We start from the raw sequence: 18036 nt of genomic DNA on the forward strand, positions 1-18036 counted from the left end.
ACAGTGGTCTGAAAGGAGGCGACCCGATGACGCATTCCCCCGCGAGTGGCGAAACGCCCTACAGCGTCTTCGAAGAATTGCTGCACAGCATCAGCCACGGCATCGGGGCTGCATTGAGCCTCGCCGGCCTCGCGGTGCTGCTGATACTCGCTAGCCTGGGCGCCCATGTCGACCCCTGGAAGATCGTCGGCATCAGCCTCTACGGCGTCAGCCTGGTGCTGCTCTACACCGCCTCCACCCTCTATCACGGCGTTCGCCATCCGCGCCTGAAGCGCCTCTTCCAGTCCCTGGATCACTGCGCGATCTACCTGCTGATCGCCGGCACCTACACCCCCTTCCTGTTGGTCAACCTGCGTGGCCCGACGGGCTGGACGCTGCTCGCCACGGTCTGGTCGCTGGCGCTGGCGGGGATCGCCTGCAAGCTTGCCTGGCCGCATCGCTTCGAGGCGCTGCGGGTGGCGATCTACCTGGTGATGGGCTGGCTGATCGTGCTGGCCGGCGACAGCCTGGCGGCCAGCCTCTCCGGCACCGGCCTCGCCCTGCTGGTCGCCGGCGGCATCACCTACACCCTGGGCGTGATCTTCTACGCCGTCAGCGCCATCCCCTTCAACCATGCGATCTGGCACCTGTTCGTCATGGGCGGCAGCGCCTGCCACTACTTCGCGGTCTACACCGCGGTGCTACCCTTCGCGGCCTGAGCCGGCGCGGGCCCACCCGATTCGACGTCAGCTCGGCTCGGCGGCGACGCGCTCCCGCTCCACCGCCCGAGCCAGCGCCGGCCGCGCCGAGACGCGCTCGCGATAGGCCGCAAGCGTCGGCGGCAGGCGCATCTTGAACTGCACGGCCCAGGTCAGAGTGTGGGCCAGCAGCAGATCCGCCAGAGTGAAGCCCTCTCCCACCAGCCAACCCTCACCGTCGAAGCGACGCGCCAGGGCGGCGAGAGCCCGCTGGAACTCCCAGGCGGCGGTCGGCAGCACCGCCGGCACCCGCTGCTCGCCCGGCAGCGCGAACTTGTGCTTGGCCTGGGTCCAGAGCGGCTGCTCCAGCTCACTGATGATGAAGAAGAGCCACTGGTCCACCCGGGCGCGCTCCTCGATGGCCGCCGGCAACAGCGCGCCCGGCTCGCCGTAGCGCTCCGCCAGGTAGCGACAGATCGCCGCCGACTCGAACAGCGTCAGCTCACCATCCTCCAGCACCGGCACCTTGCCGTCGGGATGGCGCGCCAGGAAGGCTTCCGACTGGCCTTCGCCGCTCCCCAGGTCAACGTGGTGAGAGACATACTCCAGGCCCAGCTCTTCCAGGGTCCAGGCGACCCGCAGCGAGCGGGAGTTGGGAAAACCGTAGAGAGTGATCATCGGGCGGCTCCTTGGCGATGTCTCGGTACCCCCACGCTAGCGCACCCCCGGCGGCGTGGCGAACCGCACGGCCCCGTTCGCCCAGCGAAGCGCATTACCGTTGCCCTTCACCGTTGCCGCTCAGCGATAGACCCTCGCCGATCACCCTTAACCGATAGCCCTTAACCGATAGCCCCGCTCAATCTCGCCCATCGAATTCAATAACTATTCTAATGTTTAGCTGGCTATTAATATGCTCGTCATACACCAACACGACGAGGCACTCGCCATGAAGACCACACTGATGACCGCCACCCTGATGCTTGCCGCCCTGCCGCTGGCCGCCCAGGCCGACCCGGCCACCGACAAGGCCCTGCAGCTGAACCAGGAGCCGCTGTCGAGCGTCGAGCGCTCCGCCTTCGCGGGCGCGCCGGTCGACCTCGAGCGCCTCGATGGTGCCAGCGACGCCATGGCCCAGGCGCGCCTGCGCCTGCGCTCGCAGCAGGCCGCCATGACCGACTTCGCCGCCAACGGCGACGCCTACCGCCTGGCCCGCGAAGCCACCAGCTGAGGCGCCGGCCGTTACCCGAGCCACACCCAGCACGCAAAAAGCCCCCGACATCGGGGGCTTTTTGCGTGGGCGGAGCTGTCGTAAACCGGGCCGTCTTGAATCGGACCGTTGTGAACCGGCTCATCGTGGACAGGCCCTTCGTTAAAAGGGCTAAGCGCGGGATCAGGCCGCCGCGCGGGCCTTGCGGATGCGCTCGTAGGCGTTGCCGATCTCGCTGGTACGCTCCTTGGCCATCTCGCGCATGCTCTCGGGCAGCCCCTTGGCGGCGAGCTTGTCGGGGTGGTTCTCGCTCATCAGCCGACGATAGGCCTTCTTGATCTCGGCGTCGCTGGCCTCGGCCTCGACCCCCAGCACCCGATAGGCATCCTCCAGGGAGAGGCTGTGCTCGCCGGTACCCTGGGGGCCTCCTCGCAGCATGGCCTCGATCTGGGCGATCTCGGCCTCAGAGCAACCCAGGCCTCTCGCCACGCGCAGCAGCATCTCATGCTCGGCGGGGTGCAGCTCACCGTCGGCGGTGATCGCCGCGAGCTGGACCTGCAGGAACACCTGCAGCAGGGCATGCTGGCGCCCCACCACCTGGCGCACCCTGGCAAGCTCCGCCTCCAGGTCGAAGTCCGGCGCCTTGCCGCGGTTGAAGGCGGTCCGCGCCCGGGCGCGCTGCGCCTCGTTGAGGCGCAGGCGATCCCACAGCTGCCGGGAGGCCTCCAGCTCGTCCTCGGTGACGCGGCCATCGGCCTTGCACATGCAGCCCATCACCGCGAAGGTCGAGTCGAGAAACTGCGCCTGGGCGCCGGCCAGCCGACCCAGCACGCTCTTGCGCAGCCGCCGCACCAGCCAATAGCCGAGGCCGGCACCGATCAGCAGCCCCAGAGGGCCGCCGATCCAGAAGCCCAGCAGCGCACCGAGCAGAGTCAGAAAAAGCATCGTCGCCTCACAGGTAAAGGGAAAGAATCAGCCGCGCCAGGCGCGGATCGACGCCTCGATGCCGTCGGCGTCTAGGCCGCACTCGGCAAGCAGCTCGGCGGGTTTGCCGTGCTCGACGAAGGCGTCGGGCAGGCCCAGATTGAGCACCTCGACCTGGGCCCCCTCGGCCATCAGCAGCTCGTTGACGGCGCTGCCGGCCCCCCCGGCGATCACGTTCTCCTCCAGGGTCACCAGCAGGTCGTGATCGTCGGCGGCCGCCATCACGGCGTCGCGATCCAGCGGCTTGATCGAGCGCATGTTGAGGTGGCTCGTGCCGAGGCGCTCGGCCACCTCGGCCGCCGGGCCGTTGAGGCTGCCAAAGGCCAGCAGCGCGACCCGCTCCATGCCGCGCCGCCGCCACTCGGCCCGGCCGATCTCGAGGGGCTCGAGGTGATCGGGAGTCGCCACACCCGGGCCGGTGCCGCGGGGATAGCGCACCGCCGCCGGGCCGGGATGCTGGTAGGCGGCGCTGAGCATGGCCCGGCACTCGGCCTCGTCGGCCGGCGCCAGCACCACCAGCCCCGGGATGCAGCGCAGGTAGGAGAGATCCAGGCTGCCGTGGTGGGTCGGCCCATCCTCGCCGACCAGGCCGGCGCGGTCGATGGCGAAGGTGACGTCGAGCTCCTGAACCGCCACGTCGTGGATCAGCTGGTCGTAACCGCGCTGCAGGAAGGTGGAGTAGATCGCCACCACCGGCTTCATCGCCTCGCAGGCCAGGCCCGCGGCCAGGGTCACCGCGTGCTGCTCGGCGATGGCCACGTCGAAATAGCGCTCGGGATACTCCTTCGAGAAGCGCACCAGATCGGAGCCCTCGCGCATCGCCGGGGTGATGCCGATCAGCCGCTCGTCCGCCGCCGCCATGTCGCAGATCCAGTCGCCGAAGACGCGGCAGTACTTCTGCTTGAGGCTCGAGGCCTGGCCGGCCGGCTTGAACGGCGGGGGTGTCTCGCCCTTGCCCGGCTCGCTCTTCTCGAGCTTGGTGATGGCGTGATAGCCGATGGGATCGGCCTCGGCGGGCAGGAAACCCTTGCCCTTGCGCGTCTTGACGTGGAGGAACTGCGGACCCTCCAGGTCGCGCATATTGCGCAGGGTGTCCACCAAAAGCGGCAGGTCATGGCCATCGATGGGCCCGATATAGTTGAAACCCAGCTCCTCGAAGAGCGTGGCGGGGCTGATCATGCCCTTCATGTGCTCCTCGGTGCGCCGCGCCAGCTCCAGGGCACCGGGCAGATGAGAGAGCACCTTCTTGCCGCCCTCGCGCATGCTGGTATAGGGCTTGCTGGTGAGGATGCGCGCCAGGTAGCTGGCCATCCCGCCGACGTTCTCGGAGATCGACATCTCGTTATCGTTGAGCACCACCAGCAGGTTGGCGTCGACGTGGCCGGCGTGGGCCAGGGCCTCGAAGGCCATGCCCGCGGTCAGGGCGCCATCGCCGATCACCGCGCAGACCCGGCGCGACTCGCCGCGGGTGCGAGCGGCCAGCGCCATGCCCAGCGCCGCCGAGATCGAGGTGCTGGAGTGGCCGACGCCGAAGGTGTCGAACTCCGACTCGGCTCTTCGCGGAAAGGCAGCCAGGCCGCCGTACTCGCGAATGCCGGTCATCGCCTCGCGGCGGCCGGTGAGGATCTTGTGGGGGTAGGCCTGGTGGCCCACGTCCCACACCAGGCGGTCGTGGGGCGTCTCCAGGGCCTGGTGCAGGGCCACGGTGAGCTCCACCACGCCGAGGCCCGCGCCGAAGTGACCGCCGGAGACGCCCACGCTGTAGAGCAGATAGGCACGCAATTCGTCGGCCACCTGCGCCAGCTGGCCGGCGTTCATGGCGCGCAGTGCGGCCGGCGCCTCTAGGGTGTCGAGCAGCGGCGTGGCCGGACGCTCGACGGGAATATCATCGAACAGCTTCATGTGGGGCCTGTGGTGTCAGTGGTCACGCTCGATCATGTAGCGGGCCAGGTCGGCCAGGGGCGCGGCGTCCTCGCCCAGCGGCGCCAGGGCCGCTACGCCCGTCTCGACCAGGTCGAGGGCCCGGCGGCGAGCACCTTCGAGCCCCAGCAGGCTCGGGTAGGTCGGCTTGGCGCGGGCGGCATCGGCCCCGGAAGTCTTGCCGAGGGTGGCGGTGTCGCCGGTCACGTCCAGCACGTCGTCGTGGATCTGGAAGGCCAGGCCGATGGCGTCGGCATAGGCGTCCAGGGCGGCCAGCCGCGGGTCCGTCTCGTCGACCGCGACCAGCCCGCCGAGGCGCACCGCCACGCGAATCAGGGCGCCGGTCTTGTGGCCGTGCATGGCCGCCAGCGCGGCCACTTGGGGATGCCCGCCCACCGCGGCCAGATCCAGCGCCTGGCCGGCCACCATGCCGTCGCGACCGGCGGCCCGCGCCAGACCGGCGATCAGGGCGCCGACCCGCGGATGCTCGCTTGCCGCCAGCACCTCGAAGGCCAGCGCCTGGAGGGCGTCGCCGGCCAGTATTGCAGTGGCCTCGTCGTAGGCGCGATGCACCGTGGGCTGGCCGCGGCGAAGGTCGTCGTCATCCATCGCCGGCAGATCGTCGTGCACCAGCGAGTAGGCGTGGATCAGCTCCAGCGCCATGGCCGGGGCATCCAGGTCGTCCTCGACGGCGCCCAGGGCGCGGCCGGCCGTGTAGACCAGCACCGGCCGCAGGCGCTTGCCGCCCACCAGCAGGGCGTGGCGCATCGCCGCCTCCAGGCGCGGCGAGGGCGCTGCCCGCTCGGTGAACAGCGATTCGAGGCGGGCATCGACCCGGGCACGGTCCGCGGCCAGCCTGGCCACCAGTGCGTCAGCGCTCACCATCGTCCTCCGCTGGCGGGGCCGCGAAGGGCGCGAGGTCGACGCCGCCCGCCTCGCCCTCGGTAAGGGTGCGCACCCGCAGTTCGGCCTCGTCGAGACGCCGCTGGGCATCGCGGGTCAGGCTCACGCCCTGCTCGAAGGCCGCGAGCGACCCCTCCAGCGACAGCTCGCCGGACTCCAGCCGCTCGACGAGCTGTTCGAGCCGCTCGACGGTGGCGGCGAAGTCGGCCGGCGTCTCGTCGCCGGCCTCGTCCCTGCCTTGACTATGGTGTTCCGCCATCGCCTCTACTCGCCGGTGGATGATCCTAGGTCCGACAGTATACACGCACTCCCGGGGGGGTCGTCTGCCCCGGCCAACGGGGTTCCAACATGCAGGGGGCTCATTCAGGACCTCAGCATTTTCATCCCGGCTCATGCCGGCTGTGGTACGATATCGGCCCTGTTTCGAGCCTGTCTTGCCCCGGGCGAAGTGCGGCCGGCCGGTTCCAGGCTCATCAGCATCTTCATGACACATGCATGCGGCGCACGCCGACGAAGGGGTTGAATCGACCATGGCCAAAACGTCCCTGGACAAGAGCAAGATCAAGATCCTGCTGCTCGAGGGCGTCCACCAGAGTGCGGTGGACAATCTTCTCAATGCCGGTTACACCAACATCGAACACCTGCCGACCTCGCTGGACGAAGCCACGCTGATCGAGAAGATCCGCGACGTCCACTTCATCGGCCTTCGCTCGCGGACCCAGCTCAACGAGCGCGTCTTCGAGGCCGCCGATAAGCTGGTGGCGGTGGGCTGCTTCTGCATCGGCACCAACCAGGTCGACCTCGACGCCGCCCTGGCTCGCGGCATCCCGGTGTTCAACGCCCCCTTCTCCAACACCCGCTCGGTAGCCGAGCTGGTGCTGGCCGAGGCGATCATGCTGCTGCGCGGCATCCCCGAGAAGAGTTACCGCGCCCACCAGGGCGGCTGGCTGAAGTCGGCCAAGAGCTCCCACGAGGCACGCGGCAAGACCCTGGGAATCATCGGCTATGGCAGCATCGGCTCGCAGCTCTCGGTGCTTTCCGAGTCGCTGGGCTTCGACGTCATCTACTATGACGTGGTGACCAAGCTGGCCATGGGCAACGCCCGCCAGGTGGGCAGCCTCGAGGAGCTGCTGGCGCGCGCCGACGTGGTCAGCCTGCACGTGCCGGACCTCGCCTCCACCCGCTGGATGATCGGCGAGGCCGAGATCGCCCTGATGAAGCCGGGCAGCATCCTGATCAACGCCTCCCGCGGCAGCGTGGTGGTGATCGAGGCGCTGGCCGCGGCGCTCGAGGCCGACCGCCTCGCCGGAGCGGCCGTCGACGTCTTCCCGGTAGAGCCCAAGGGCAACGAGGAGGAGTTCGTCAGCCCGCTGCGCGGCCTGGCCAATGTCATCCTCACCCCGCACATCGGCGGCTCCACCCTCGAGGCCCAGGAGAACATCGGCATCGAGGTCTCCGAGAAGCTGGTGACCTACTCCGACAACGGCACCACCGTCAGCTCGGTCAACTTCCCCGAGGTCGCCCTGCCGGCCCACCCCGGCAAGCACCGCCTGCTGCACATCCACGACAACGTGCCCGGGGTGCTCTCCGAGATCAACCGCGTGCTCTCCGAGAACGGCATCAACATCCTCGGCCAGTACCTGCAGACCAACGAGCGCATCGGCTACGTGGTCATCGACGTCGACCAGGACTACGGCGCCCGGGCCCTGGACGCCCTGAGCCAGGTGAGCCACACCAAGCGCGTGCGTGTGCTCTACTCAGAGTCCAGCTTCGAGGGCTGAGCCCCACATCGAGGCCAGGACCGCGCCATCGCCGCCGCGTCATCGACGCGGCGGTTTTTTTGGCGACAACCTTGAGCTACGACGCGCGCCTCGGATCCCGGCAGGCAGCGTTGAGCGTCCGCCTTGACACGCGCGCACTCCCTTCTCATCTTGTACACAACGCTTGAGCCAATGACGGCACGGCATCGTACACATCACCACAAAGGCACCTGAACCAAGGCTCCAGTTCCTGACGAGACTTGGGTAACCCTTTGTCCACGACAGGGACCGCCGCCGGCGGATCCCCGGGAGGACAACATGGCCCCAACCTCACAGACCCTCTGGATCCGCCATCCCCGTGCCTGCAGCGATCCCCGAGCCGCCGACGGCGTGGTGATCCGCGACGACCGCATCGTCGAGGCAGTCCGGGCGGGTGCCACGCCCGAGACGCCGATCGACGCGACCTTCGACGCCTCGGATCACGTGCTGCTGCCGGGCCTGGTCAACACCCATCACCACTTCTATCAGACCCTGACCCGCGCCTACTCTCCGGCGTTGAACAAGGCGCTCTTCCCCTGGCTGACCACCCTGTACGACGTCTGGGCGAACCTCACCGAGGACCAGCTGGAAGTCGCCAGCGAGCTGGCCATGGTCGAGCTCTTGATGAGCGGCTGCACCACCGTGGCCGATCACCACTACGTCTTCTCCGGCGCGCTGGCACAGGCCATCGACGTCCAGGTGGAGACCGCCCGGCGGCTCGGCGTGCGCGCCGCCCTGACCCGCGGTTCGATGAGCGTGGGCCGCGACGACGGCGGCCTGCCGCCCCAGTCGGTGGTGCAGGACGAGCGCACCATCCTCGACGAGAGCGCGCGGCTGATCGACGCCCATCACCAGCGCGGCGACGGCGCCATGACCACCATCGCCCTGGCGCCCTGCTCGCCGTTCTCGGTGAGCCGCGAGCTGATGCAGGAGAGCGCCCGCCTGGCCGAGGTACGGGACGTGCGCCTGCACACCCACCTGGCCGAGACCGCCGACGAGACCGCCTACTGCGAGCGGCTGTTCGGCATGCGCCCGCTGGACTACCTGGCGGCCACCGGCTGGCTCTCCGATCGGACCTGGCTGGCCCACGGCATCCACTTCAACGATGACGAGGTGGCCCGCCTCGGCGAGGCCGGCACCGGCATCGCCCACTGTCCGTCGTCGAACATGCTGCTGGGCTCGGGCCTGTGCCGCACCCTGGATCTGGAGGCCGCCGGCTGCCCGGTGGGCCTCGCCGTGGACGGCTCCGCCTCCAACGATCACTCCAACCTCGCCGAGGAGATGCGCCAGGCGCTGCTGCTCGGTCGGCTGCGCTACGCACCGAGTCGCGTGACCCACGACGACGTGATCCGCTGGGCCACCCGCGGCTCCGCCGCCTGCCTCGGCCGCGACGATATCGGCGGCCTCGCCCCCGGCCAGCAGGCCGACCTGGCACTGTTTCGCCTCGACGAGCCGCGCTTCTCCGGTGCCGAGAACCCCATCGCCGCCCTGCTGCTGTGCGGTGCCCACCGGGCCGACCGGGTCATGGTCGCCGGGCAGTGGCGGGTCACCAACGGCCGGCCGATGGGCGTCGATCTCGACGCCCTGCTGGCCCGACACGACGAGGCCGCCCGCGCGCTGCGAAGCGCCCGCTAGGCCATCCCACGGGTTTCCAACAACGACAACAGGAGACGCCTCATGGCGACACCCGATAGCGCCACCGAGACCCATAAGGTTCGCAGTACCCGCGACGTCGACGCCATGCCGCCGCTCGGCCGGGCCATCCCGCTGGGGCTGCAGCACGTGCTGGCGATGTTCGTCGGCAACGTCACCGTGCCCATCATCATCGCCGGCGCCGCCGACCTGCCGGCGGACCAGACGGCCTTCATGATCCAGGCCGCGATGTTCGTGGCCGGGATCGCCACCCTGGTGCAGTCGCTGGGGCTCGGGCCGATCGGGGCGCGCCTGCCCATCGTCATGGGCACCAGCTTCGGCTTCGTGCCGGTACTGATCCCCATCGCAGTGGGCATGGGCCTGCCGGCCGCGCTGGGCGCGGCGCTGTGCGGCGGCATCGCCATGGCCCTGGTGGGGCTCTTCCTGCCCTGGGTGCGTTTCCTCTTCCCTCCGGTGGTCACCGGCACCTTCGTGATCATGCTCGGCACCCTGCTGATGCCGGTGGGCTTCGCCTACGCCGGCGGCGGCTTCGGCGCCGAGGACTTCGGCGCCCTGCACAACGTGCTGCTGGCCGCCCTGGTGCTGGTGGTCACCCTCGGCCTGCACCAGTTCGGCCGCGGCATCTGGTCCGAGACCGCGCCCCTGGCGGGCCTGATCGTGGGCTACGTGACCGCCATGGCCTTCGGCCTGGTGGACTTCGGCCAGATCGCCTCCGCCGGCTGGCTCTCGCTGCCCACGCCGCTGGCCATCGGCCTGGAGTTCCACCTGGCCGCGATCATTCCGGTGGTGCTGCTGGCGGTCGTGACCTGCGCCGAGTCGATCGGCGACATCGTCGGCACCACCGCCGGCGGCATGGATCGCGAGCCGACCCCCAGGGAGCTCTCCGGCGGCGTGATGGCCGACGGCCTGGCCAGCGTCTTCGCCGCCATCTTCAACGCCTTCCCGCAGATCAGCTTCAGCCAGAATGTCGGCATGGTGGCCCTGACCGGGGTGGTCAGCCGCTTCGTGGTGGCCATCGGCGGCGGTTTCCTGGTGCTCGCCGGCCTGCTGCCGAAGCTGGGCGGGCTGATCTCGAGCATTCCCAACGCCGTGCTGGGCGGGGCGGTGCTGATCATGTTCGGGATGATCGCCAGCGCCGGCATCAAGATGCTGTCCCACATCGACTTCAACAAGCGCAACATGGTGATCATCGGCGTCTCGCTGTCCGCGGCCATCGGCCTGCCGGCCCAGGAGGGCCTCTACGCCGGCCTCTCCGAGAACGTCCAGGCGATCATCGAGTCCGGCCTGATCCCGGGCGCCATCGCCGCCATCGTCCTCAATCTGGTGCTGCCCAGGCACGAGCAGCCCTTCCGCGACGACGTCTGAGGCGTCGCTTGCCAACGACCGCCCCGCCCGGGGCGGTCATCGACGAGGGCGCCTTTGGTCGTAGGCCGCACCCGAGCAACCCGCCGAGCGTTAGGCTAGGGGCTTTGCCCCCGAGGAGTGCGACGATGCGAGACGAGGACGATGCCCAGGTGCTGCGCCACGATGCCGACGGCGTGACCACCCTTACCCTGAACCGGCCGAAGCGCTTCAACGCCCTCTCCGAGGAGATGCTCGAGGCGCTGGCCGAAGCCATCGGCGCCCTGGCCGACGACGCCGAGGTGCGCTGCGTGGTCATCGCCGCCCGGGGGCGCGCCTTCTGTGCCGGTCACGATCTCAAGCAGATGCGCGCCTCCCCCGACGAGGCCTATTACCAACGACTCTTCGCCCGCTGCAGCGCGCTGATGCAGGCGATCGTCGCCCTGCCGGTACCGGTGATCGCCCGGGTACAGGGCATCGCCACCGCGGCGGGCTGCCAGCTGGTGGCCAGCTGCGACCTGGCCGTCGCCGCCCGTTCGGCACGCTTCGCCGTCTCGGGCATCAATGCCGGGCTGTTCTGCTCCACCCCGGCGGTGGCCCTCTCGCGTAACATCGGCCGCAAACGGGCCATGGAGATGCTCTTCACCGGGGAGTTCATCGATGCCGACCAGGCCCGCGACTGGGGGCTGATCAACCGGGTGGCCGACGATGAGGCCCTCGACGAGGCGCTCGGCGAGCTCACCGCCAGCATCTGCGCCAAGAGCGCCGTGGCGGTGCGTACCGGCAAGGCGATGTTCCATCGTCAGCTCGCCCTGCCGCTGGACGAGGCATACGCCTATTCCGGCGAGGTGATGGCCCGCAACATGATGGCCGAGGATGCCGGCGAAGGGATCGACGCCTTCATCGAGAAGCGTCCGCCCCGCTGGCGACACCGCTGAGACCACGGCGCCATCGACGGCGACGAGAGAGGTTGGAAACCATTTCCGAAGCGCGACATCGCCCCGCCGACTCGGTATCCTAGGCCGTTAAAGCACGTAACAGGAGACATCGGGTGAGCGAAGGCAAGCGCAGGACGGCGGGACGTCCCGCCGGTTCAGGCAAGAGCACCAGCGGCCACAGCCAGTCGTTGGTGCGCGGGCTCAACCTGCTCGAGCGCCTGGCGGCAAGCCCCGGCGGCCTGGCCCTGTCGGAGCTGGCCGAGGAGGCGGATTTCGCCCCCTCCACCACCCACCGGCTGCTGCAGGCGCTGCAGAGCCAGGGATTCGTCACCCAGGACAGCGAGCTCGGCGTCTGGAAGATCGACGTCAAGACCTTCCGCATCGGCAACAGCTTCCTCGAGGCCCGCGACTTCCTCGGCACCAGCCGCCCCTTCCTGCGCCGCCTCACGGCGCTGACCGGCGAGACCGCCAACCTCGGCGTGCGCGACGACGGCACGGCGGTGTTCCTGGCCCAGAGCGAATCGCCACAGATGATGCGCATGATCACCCGGCTCGGCTCACGGGCGCCGCTGCACGCCTCCGGCGTGGGCAAGGCCCTGATGGCCTGGCTGCCCGAGGACGAGCTCGAGCGCATCCTCGACGAGCGGGGCCTGGCGCGGGTCACCGAGAACACCCTGCACACGCCCGAATCGCTGCGCGAGGGCATGGCCGAGATTCGTCGCCAGGGCTTTGCCTGCGACCGCGAGGAGCACGCCATCGGCCTGCACTGCGTGGCCGCCTGCATCCACGACGAGCACGGCATCCCGCTGGCCGCCATCTCCGTCTCCGGGCCGGTGGCGCGGATTCCCGAGGTGCGGCTGCTCGAACTCGGCCAGCTGGTTCGCGAGACCGCTGCCGAGATCACCGCGCGCCTGGGCGGCCGGGTACCGGAAGCCTGGTAGCCGCCTCGCGCCTCGCGCCTCGATACCACGCCCGGCCTCGGCCGGGCGTGTGCGTTCAGGGGCCTGGAAGAGGCCGACTCACATCGCGCCAGGCTCAGCCACCCGGATAGAGCACGCCCTCACCGACGATCACCGCACGGCCACCGACCTCGATCCTGACCCGGCCCTGATCATCGGGCCGGGGGCGAACCAGGATCTCGCTGGGTCGCCCCATGTCCGCCCCCTGATGAATCCGCCAGCGGCGCGCAGTCGAGGCCTGGCGAGCATGGAGATGGCCGGCCAGCGCCGCGGCCGCGCTGCCCGTAGCCGGATCCTCATACAGCCCGCCGGGTCCGGCCGTGAACATGCGCGCCGAGATCTCCCCCTCTTGCTCGACGTACGCATAGACCTGCTCGACCCCGCTCGGCAAGACGTGTTGCGCCCAGGGCGAGTCGGCCGGGGCCGCCCGTGACAGGGCCTCGCGGGACACCAGTGGCACCAGGTGGTACGGCAGGCCACAGGAGGCCAGCACCGGGTCGGCGATGATCTCCCGGGCCTCGAGACCGAAGAGCGTCGCGGCATCGCTTCTCCCCAACGAGCTTGCCGCCAGTTCGGCCGGCGTCGCGGTGGTGAAATACACCAGGTCGTCCTCGAAGCGGACCCTGAGGGCGCCCGCCGGCGCCTCCAGCATCAGCGGCCGCGCCCGATCGACGCGCTCCCGAGCGGCCAGCCAGTGGGCCGTACCCACCACGGGGTGGCCGGCAAACGGCAGCTCGCGGTGTGGGGTGAAGATGCGCACGGGAAAGCGCCGATCATCGCGCTGTCGCTCCACGAATATCGTCTCGGAGAGGTTCAGCTCGCGGGCGATGGCCTGCATCGTCGCCGCTTCCAGACCCTCCGCGTCGGGAAAGACGGCCAAGGGGTTGCCGGTCAGGGGCGTCGCGGTGAAGACATCCAGCAGGGCGTAGCGCAGCGGCGAGGGTGACATGAGAGAGCTGTCCATCAGAGCAAAGTGAAATGTGGGAGATCCTCAGCCTAGACGACCGCTGCATGCGCCGCACCTCCATCACCAGAAGGTAATGAGCACCTCGCCGACGCGACGGCCAAGGCTGAAGCCTTGCCCACACGGCGTTACACTAGCGCCCGTTCCCCCTGCCGAGGCCGCCGTGATGTCCCACCTGCTCTCCATCGACTCCCTGTCCCGCGACGAGATCGATCACCTGATGCGCGTCGCCGCGCGCCTGGAACCCGTCGCCCAGCGGCGCAAGGTCACCCGGGTGCTGGAGGGCGCGGTGCTCGGCAACCTCTTCTTCGAGGCCAGCACCCGCACCCGCGTCAGCTTCCACACCGCCTTCTCGCGGCTCGGCGGCAGCGTCTGCGACACCACCGGCTTCACCTTCTCCTCCATGGCCAAGGGCGAGTCGCTCTACGACACCAGCCGGGTGATGAGCGGCTACTGCGACGCCATCGTGATGCGCCATCCGGAGCAAGGCTCGGTGGCGGAGTTCGCCGCCGCCACCCACGTGCCGGTGATCAACGCCGGCGACGGCCCCGGCGAGCACCCGAGCCAGGCGCTGCTGGACTTCTACACCATCGACAAGGAGTTCACCCAGCAGGGCAAGGCGCTCAAGGATGCCCATGTGCTGATGACCGGCGATCTCAAGTACGGGCGCACCGTGCACTCGCTGATCCGGCTGCTGGCGCGCTACGCGCCGATGCGCATCACCCTGGTGGCGCCGCCCGGGCTCGAGATGCCCCACCACCTGATCGAGCGCGTCAGCCGCCAGGGGCTCACCGTGGAGGTCCGCGAGAGCCTGGCCGGCGACTTCTCCGATGTCGACGTGGTCTACACCACGCGCATCCAGAAGGAGCGCTTCACCGCCGAGATGATGGAAGGCTTCAATCTCTCCCGCGACTTCACCGTCGACCGCGCCTTCCTCGACAGCCGCTGCAACGCCTCCACCATCGTCATGCATCCGCTGCCCCGGGACAGCCGGCCCGAGGCCAACGATCTGGACGTCGACCTGAACGGCGACCCGCGCCTGGCGATCTTCCGCCAGACCGACAATGGCATCCCGGTGCGCATGGCGATCTTTGCCACCCTGCTCCAGGTCGAGGAGCACATCGAGCGCGACCTGCGCGACGTGCCCTGGTTCGTACCCCCGACCGTAGGCGTGGACGACACTCGCCTCTAGGCGGGCGCCTCTCCGCACCCTTTTCCCCGCCCACAACGACCGACGCCCGGGCCATGGCCCGGGCGTCGTGGTCTCGGCAGAGCGCGAGGGCGCTCAGCGCGGCGGCAGCCCCTCGGCGCGGGCGAACCAGCCCTCGAGGATCAGCACCGCGGCGATGCCGTCGACGCTCTCCTTCCGATAGTTGCCACCGTGGCCGACCTCTCGGGCGATCGCCTTGGCCTCGCGGGTGGAGCCGCGCTCGTCGACCATCTCGCAGGGAGTGCCGAAGCGGCCGTAGAGGCGCTTGCCGAACTTGCGCGCCCGGGTGCTCATGACCGACTCGCTGTCGTCCATGTTGAGCGGCAGCCCCACCACGAAGAGGTCCGGGCGCCACTCGTCTACCAGCCGGGCCACCTCGGCCCAGTCGGGGATGCCGTCCCGGGCCGGCAGCGGGGGAAGCTCCCGGGCGCTGCCGAGCAACTCGTTGCCCACCGCCACGCCGATGCGCCGGGTGCCGAAATCGAAGGCCAGGATCAGGCGCGCGCCGGCCTCGGCCATCAGGAGTGCCCCGCCTCGCGGGTCATCAGGTTCAGGTCAATGCCGAGGATGCCAGCGGCGGCGCCCAGGCGCTGCTCCGGCGGCACCGAGAAGAGGATCTCGGCCTGGCCCTCGACGGTCAGCCAGGCGTTCTCCTTGAGCTCGTTCTCGAGCTGGCCCGCCTCCCAGCCGGCGCAGCCCAGGCAGACCAGGAACTGCTCGGGGCCACGGCCGTCGGCCAGCGCCTGGAGGATATCCATGGAGGTGGTCAGGGCGATGTCCTCGGCGACCTGGATGCTGGAGTCCCAGGCGTCGCTGTCGCCGCGATGCAGGATGAAGCCGCGATCCTTGTGGGTCGGGCCGCCATAGTAGACCGGCGCCTGGCGATGGGGGCTCTCGTCGCCGCCCAGCTCCAGCTGCTCGAACAGGGCGTCGAGGGTCAGCTCCAGGGGCCGATTGACGATCACGCCCATGGTGCCGTTCTCGTCATGGTCGCAGAGATAGCTGAGGCTGCCGGCGAAATTGGGGTCTTCCAGGTGCGGCATCGCCAGCAGGAAGTGGTGTTTCAAGCCGAAGTGTTGCACGGATTGCATGAGACTCCCCGGCGGATTTATTGCACGCCGTAATGATTGCCTTGGCCGAATCGCCAGACCCGCGTAATGGACAGGCTGTCCAGGTGGCCCATGCCCCGGTCGAAGGGCCGGTAGGGGGCGGCACCGTGCACCGTGTCCAGGGCCGCCTGGTCGAGTTCGGCATGTCCCGAGGATTGTATCACCTCTGCCTGGCGAACCTGACCGTCGCGGCCGACGACCACCCGGATACGCAGCTGGCCGGCCAGCTCGCGCGGCGCCGGATGCACGCGGTTGCCGTAGTCCTCGACCCGGCGGGTCCAGTCGTCGATGTAGCGCGCCTCGGCGGCCTGCTGGGCGGCCGGACGCCCCTCGCCCGGCTGCTCGCCGGCGTACTCCGGCGAGAGGCCCTGGTCGCGGATGCTGGCGGTGGCCTGGGCGAGCAGGTCGCGCCCCGAGGCCGAGGGGGCCGCGGCGGCGGGCCGCGCCGAGCGCTCGGCGGACTGGGGGGCGCTCTCGCGCGGTTCGGGGGTCGATGGCGCCTCGCGGAAGGCCTCGGCGGCCGGCGTCTCGCTGGCGCGCTCGGGCTCGGGGGCCTCGGCCTGCTGGGGCGCGGCCGGCGTGGCCGGGTCCACCTCGGGCTCGGCGGCCTGCCGTTCGGGCAGCGCCTCCATCGGGGCGGCGCGCGCCTCGGCCGGCGCCTGCGCCTGGGGCGTGCCGGCAGCGCGCTGATCGGCCTCGGCGATGGCCTCGGCCTCCACCGCGGCCTGGGCCGGGCGACTCACCAGCACCACGTCGACGCTGGTCCGCTCCACGGGCGGTGCCGGGGCGAACTGGCGGCTCGCCACCACCCCGATCACCACCAGATGCAGCAGCAGCGCCAGCGACCAGGCCAGCCAGTGCCGGTGCGGACGGGTCACCGGCGCGTACTGGATCGGATCGCTGAGGATGCTGGACATGGTCGCCGGCCCTCCGGGTCAGCCCCGCTCGTCGAGGCGCCGCTCGATGGCATCCATCAGCAGGCCGGCGATGTCGGTGCCGCGCTGGTCGTCGATCTCGCGCACGCAGGTGGGGCTCGTGACGTTGATCTCGGTGATGTAGTCGCCGATCACGTCGAGGCCGACGAACATCAGGTCCTTCTCGCGGATCACCGGCTGCACCTGCTCGATCAGCCAGTGGTCGCGGGCGGTGAGCTCGCGGCTGACCCCGGTGCCGCCGGCGGCCAGGTTGCCACGGGTCTCGCCGGCCATCGGCACCCGGGCGAGGCCGTAGGGCACCGGCTCGCCGTCCACCAGCAGGATGCGGGTGTCGCCGTCCTTGATCTCGGGGATGTAGCGCTGGGCCATGATCTGGCGCCGGCCGCGCTCGCTCAGCATCTCGATGATGGCGCCAATATTGCGGCCGTCGGGGCGCACGTGGAAGATCCCGCTGCCGCCCATGCCGTCCAGCGGCTTGAAAATCACGTCGCCGTGCTCGGCATGGAAGGCGCGCAGCACGGCCTCGTCGCAGGAGACCACGGTCGGCGTGCAGCACTGGGGGAACTGCTGGGCGAAAAGCTTCTCGTTGCACTCCAGCAGCGCCTGGGTGGGGTTGACCACCAGCACGCCCTCGCGCTCGGCGAAGCCCAGCAGGTAGACGGCGTTGAGGAAGTGGCCGTCGACCGGCGGATCCTTGCGCATCAGGATGACGTCGAGCTCGGCCAGGGGCCCCGCCTCGGGCTCACCGAGGTCGAACCAGTGCGCGGGATCACGGTGCACCCGGAGGCCGCGCATCCGACCGAAGGCGCGCCCCTCGCGCAGGAAGAGATCCTCCTGCTCGAGGTAGGAAAGCGAGGCACCGCGATCCTGGGCGGCCCACAGCATGGCCAGGCTGGTGTCCTTCTTGTAGGAGAGGTCGGCGATGGGGTCCATCACCACGCCGATCTTCAGCGCGCGTTCGCTCATGGCGTCGTGTTTCCAGTCGGGGTTTGAATGCGCTCAGTATGCCGCAGCGGTATCGCGTCCACCAAGCAGACGGTCGGGTGTTGGGACTCGAGGCTAATCCGGCGACGGCGCGAGGCCAGAGGCGCCGGGAGCGAAGCAAAGAGGGGGTCCTGGTATGGATTGACCTGTCAAGGGCTCGGTTGTCTCTTCAGTGCATGCGGTTGTCCTCAATGCCTACGGGTCAGGAAGCGAGGGGCTATCAGCGACGGTGGATCTCTCTGGTATTCGTGGGTTGGGTACCGACCTGTCATCACTTCGTCGCGGAGCTACCCTGCTCTACGCTCGAGGGTCACCCTGCCCCGGAGGGCGGGAGCCTCATAGGACCGCCAGGGGTTCTCCTACCGGCCCGACGCTCCCTGACCCGCAGGCACTGGGACACTGCCGTCATGTCGTGGCCCGGCTGCCGTGTGGCTTGCCCATTGCCTCGCAGGC

At 69.6% G+C, this 18036-nt stretch carries 18 protein-coding genes; 8 read left to right on the top strand and 10 right to left on the bottom strand.

Features of this window, described 5'->3' with window-relative positions; translation table 11 throughout:
• The first annotated feature begins 26 nt into the window (after positions 1-26).
• On the top strand, positions 27-698 hold the full coding sequence (trhA, locus tag BM388_RS04725) for a PAQR family membrane homeostasis protein TrhA (RefSeq protein ID WP_089847734.1): 672 nt from the start codon (positions 27-29) through the stop codon (positions 696-698).
• Between the two features lie 27 nt (positions 699-725).
• Here trhA and BM388_RS04730 read toward each other — a convergent pair whose 3' ends face one another.
• A complete protein-coding gene (locus BM388_RS04730) occupies positions 726-1355 on the bottom strand; it encodes a glutathione S-transferase family protein (protein ID WP_089847737.1) in 630 nt (209 codons plus the stop codon).
• Positions 1356-1623: 268 nt separating this feature from the next.
• Here BM388_RS04730 and BM388_RS04735 point away from each other — a divergent pair, with 268 nt between their 5' ends.
• The gene (locus BM388_RS04735; protein WP_089847739.1) at positions 1624-1905 is read left to right on the top strand and encodes a hypothetical protein; all 282 of its coding nucleotides are present in this window, start codon (positions 1624-1626) and stop codon (positions 1903-1905) included.
• A 162-nt stretch (positions 1906-2067) separates the two neighbouring features.
• On the opposite strand, the gene djlA is transcribed toward BM388_RS04735, so the two are convergent.
• From djlA to BM388_RS04755, 4 genes are read right to left on the bottom strand one after another with little or no spacing between them, the layout of a single operon-like run.
• On the bottom strand, positions 2068-2829 hold the full coding sequence (gene djlA / locus BM388_RS04740; RefSeq protein WP_089847741.1) for a co-chaperone DjlA: 762 nt from the start codon (positions 2827-2829) through the stop codon (positions 2068-2070).
• Between the two features lie 27 nt (positions 2830-2856).
• A complete protein-coding gene (dxs, locus tag BM388_RS04745; RefSeq protein WP_089847743.1) occupies positions 2857-4770 on the bottom strand; it encodes a 1-deoxy-D-xylulose-5-phosphate synthase in 1914 nt (637 codons plus the stop codon).
• Positions 4771-4785: 15 nt separating this feature from the next.
• Positions 4786-5673, bottom strand: a complete 888-nt coding sequence (locus BM388_RS04750; RefSeq protein WP_089847745.1) for a farnesyl diphosphate synthase — start codon at positions 5671-5673, stop codon at positions 4786-4788.
• Positions 5660-5950: an exodeoxyribonuclease VII small subunit gene (locus BM388_RS04755; protein ID WP_089847747.1), complete on the bottom strand. Its 291-nt coding sequence runs from the start codon at positions 5948-5950 to the stop codon at positions 5660-5662. The genes BM388_RS04750 and BM388_RS04755 overlap by 14 nt, the downstream gene beginning before the upstream one ends.
• A gap of 271 nt (positions 5951-6221) precedes the next feature.
• Between BM388_RS04755 and serA the strand changes: the two genes are divergently transcribed.
• The 5 genes from serA to BM388_RS04780 all read left to right on the top strand — a co-directional run bounded on the left by serA (position 6222) and on the right by BM388_RS04780 (position 12363).
• Entirely contained in the window at positions 6222-7472 is a 1251-nt protein-coding gene (gene serA, locus BM388_RS04760) for a phosphoglycerate dehydrogenase (RefSeq protein ID WP_089847773.1), read from the top strand.
• 297 nt (positions 7473-7769) lie between these two features.
• Positions 7770-9125 carry an 8-oxoguanine deaminase gene (locus tag BM388_RS04765; RefSeq protein WP_089847749.1) on the top strand — a complete coding sequence of 452 codons (1356 nt, stop codon included), beginning with the start codon at positions 7770-7772 and terminating at the stop codon, positions 9123-9125.
• 42 nt (positions 9126-9167) lie between these two features.
• Entirely contained in the window at positions 9168-10508 is a 1341-nt protein-coding gene (locus BM388_RS04770) for a uracil-xanthine permease family protein (protein ID WP_089847751.1), read from the top strand.
• A 125-nt stretch (positions 10509-10633) separates the two neighbouring features.
• Positions 10634-11422 (top strand): enoyl-CoA hydratase, encoded by a 789-nt coding sequence (locus BM388_RS04775; RefSeq protein ID WP_089847753.1) that lies wholly within the window; start codon positions 10634-10636, stop codon positions 11420-11422.
• A gap of 113 nt (positions 11423-11535) precedes the next feature.
• Positions 11536-12363 carry an IclR family transcriptional regulator domain-containing protein gene (locus BM388_RS04780; protein WP_089847755.1) on the top strand — a complete coding sequence of 276 codons (828 nt, stop codon included), beginning with the start codon at positions 11536-11538 and terminating at the stop codon, positions 12361-12363.
• 94 nt (positions 12364-12457) lie between these two features.
• Here BM388_RS04780 and BM388_RS04785 read toward each other — a convergent pair whose 3' ends face one another.
• The gene (locus BM388_RS04785) at positions 12458-13330 is read right to left on the bottom strand and encodes a PhzF family phenazine biosynthesis protein (RefSeq protein WP_089847757.1); all 873 of its coding nucleotides are present in this window, start codon (positions 13328-13330) and stop codon (positions 12458-12460) included.
• Between the two features lie 178 nt (positions 13331-13508).
• Between BM388_RS04785 and pyrB the strand changes: the two genes are divergently transcribed.
• Positions 13509-14537, top strand: a complete 1029-nt coding sequence (gene pyrB / locus BM388_RS04790) for an aspartate carbamoyltransferase (RefSeq protein ID WP_089847759.1) — start codon at positions 13509-13511, stop codon at positions 14535-14537.
• Positions 14538-14630: 93 nt separating this feature from the next.
• Here pyrB and ruvX read toward each other — a convergent pair whose 3' ends face one another.
• The 4 genes from ruvX to gshB are packed head-to-tail and all read right to left on the bottom strand — an operon-like array spanning position 14631 to position 17565.
• Positions 14631-15074, bottom strand: coding sequence for a Holliday junction resolvase RuvX (gene ruvX, locus BM388_RS04795; protein WP_089847761.1), 444 nt, complete (start codon positions 15072-15074; stop codon positions 14631-14633).
• Positions 15074-15646, bottom strand: coding sequence for a YqgE/AlgH family protein (locus BM388_RS04800; RefSeq protein ID WP_089847763.1), 573 nt, complete (start codon positions 15644-15646; stop codon positions 15074-15076). Before BM388_RS04800 ends, ruvX begins: the two co-directional genes overlap by 1 nt.
• A 17-nt stretch (positions 15647-15663) precedes the next feature.
• A complete protein-coding gene (locus BM388_RS04805) occupies positions 15664-16581 on the bottom strand; it encodes a TonB family protein (RefSeq protein WP_089847765.1) in 918 nt (305 codons plus the stop codon).
• Positions 16582-16599: 18 nt separating this feature from the next.
• Positions 16600-17565 carry a glutathione synthase gene (gene gshB, locus BM388_RS04810; protein WP_089847767.1) on the bottom strand — a complete coding sequence of 322 codons (966 nt, stop codon included), beginning with the start codon at positions 17563-17565 and terminating at the stop codon, positions 16600-16602.
• Positions 17566-18036 lie beyond the last annotated feature (471 nt).

The organism is Halomonas saccharevitans, assembly GCF_900116405.1.
Lineage (GTDB): Bacteria > Pseudomonadota > Gammaproteobacteria > Pseudomonadales > Halomonadaceae > Halomonas > Halomonas saccharevitans.